Source organism: Sphingomonas sp. (genome assembly GCF_036387535.1).
GTDB lineage: Bacteria > Pseudomonadota > Alphaproteobacteria > Sphingomonadales > Sphingomonadaceae > Sphingomonas_R.
Map to the genome: position 1 here is coordinate 1 of NZ_DASVTO010000094.1, position 1675 is coordinate 1675.

The following is a 1675-nucleotide window of genomic DNA, read 5'->3' on the forward strand; positions in this document are numbered from 1 at the left end:
GGCGTGCTGTCGATTGCGGCGTGCCTGTTCACGATCGCCACGGTCGACAAGATCGGCCGCAAGCCGCTGCTGCTAGTCGGGTCGGCCGGCATGGCGGTGACCCTCGCGACGGTCGCTTACGCCTTCTCCACCGCGATCACCGCGGCGGACGGATCGGTGTCGCTGCCGGGCAACAACGGCGTCCTCGCGCTGGTCGCGGCCAATCTCTACGTGATCTTCTTCAACGCCAGCTGGGGCCCCGTGATGTGGGTGATGCTGGGCGAGATGTTCCCGAACCAGATCCGCGGTTCGGGCCTCGCGGTCGCCGGCTTCGCGCAGTGGATCGCGAACGCCGCCATCTCGGTGAGCTTCCCGTCTCTGGCGGTGTCGCCGGGGCTGGCGATCACCTACACCGGCTACGCGATCTTCGCCGCGATCTCGTTCTTCTTCGTGAAGGCGATGGTCAACGAAACCCGCGGTCGCGAGCTCGAGGACATGGAAGGCTGATTGGCCAGGGCGGCGCGTCCTCGGACGCGCCGCTCCTTTACGCCGTCATCACCACGCCAACTTCTTTCGTCATCCCCGCGAAAGTGGGGATCCATACTGGCTAGCGATGCTATTCAAAGGCCAAGGTCAGCCAGTATGGATCCCCGCCTGCGCGGGGATGACGGATTGGGAAATGGGGTACTCAGTACCACCAAGTATTAGGCTGGATTGAGCCCAACGACGCCGGTCAGAGCAGCGTCAGCCCAAACGCCGCAACCGCATACGCAGGCTGCCCAGCCACTCCCGCGTCGAACGCGAATACATCGCCCGCCATCGGTTGCTTCGCGCGATCTTCATCGCTCAGGCCCTTCGCCGCCGTCGTCGCATAGGCGGTCCGCCCATCCGCGCCGCCGATCGCGATCTTGGTGACGTTCGCCACCGGCAGCCGCACCTCCGCGACCATCCGCCCGTGGGGCGCATAGCGGCGCACGCACCACCCCGAGAAGAACCCGACCCAGACATGCCCCTCGGCATCGACGATCGGCCCGTCGGGATAGCCGTCCACCGCCGGGTCGACCTGCGCGAACACACGAGACTCCAGCAATGCGCCGTCGTCGCCGATCTCGCAGGCGTGGATCGTGCCGCGCAGCGTGTCGCAGTGATAGAGCGTCCGTCCGTCCGGCGCGACCGCGGGTCCGTTGGTGATCGCAATGCCGTCCACCACCGGCGCGATTCCGCGCGCATCGGCGCGGTAGATCCGCCCGGAAGGCGCGCTCTCGCCATCGTCCATCGACCCGAACCACAGCCGTCCCGCCGGATCGACGCAGGAATCGTTCAGCCGGTTGCCCGGCGCGTGCGGCTCGACCGCAACCAGCGGCGTGAACGCACCGCTTTCGGGATCGAACGTGTGGAGGGCGGTCTGCAATCCCGCCAGCATGCCGCCATCCGCCAGCGGCTGCACCCAGCCGACCTGTGCAGGCGCGGTCCAGCTGTCGAGGCTGCCGGTCGCAGGGCGGAAGCGGTGAACCAGATGCTGCTTGATGTCGACGAACCACAGGGCGTCGTCGATCCATACCGGGCCTTCGCCCAGCGTCGCGCCAAGCGAGCAGACCTGCCGTACCTCGATCATCTCAGCGCCACCCGGCATCCACCCAGTAATTATGTCCGGTGCACATCCTGGCATCGTCCGACGCCAGGAACAATGCCATCG

2 protein-coding genes and 1 pseudogene are annotated in these 1675 nt (G+C 66.8%); 1 reads left to right on the plus strand and 2 read right to left on the minus strand.

Annotation, left to right across the window (positions count from 1 at the left end):
- Positions 1–486, plus strand: a 486-nt coding sequence (locus VF649_RS08680) for an MFS transporter (RefSeq protein WP_331011565.1), incomplete at its 5' end; no start/stop codon positions are given.
- Positions 487–712: 226 nt separating this feature from the next.
- Here VF649_RS08680 and VF649_RS08685 read toward each other — a convergent pair.
- On the minus strand, positions 713–1594 hold the full coding sequence (locus VF649_RS08685) for an SMP-30/gluconolactonase/LRE family protein (protein ID WP_331011566.1): 882 nt from the start codon (positions 1592–1594) through the stop codon (positions 713–715).
- 1 nt (position 1595) lies between these two features.
- A pseudogene (locus tag VF649_RS08690) lies at positions 1596–1675 on the minus strand (3-oxoacyl-ACP reductase); the annotation flags it as partial.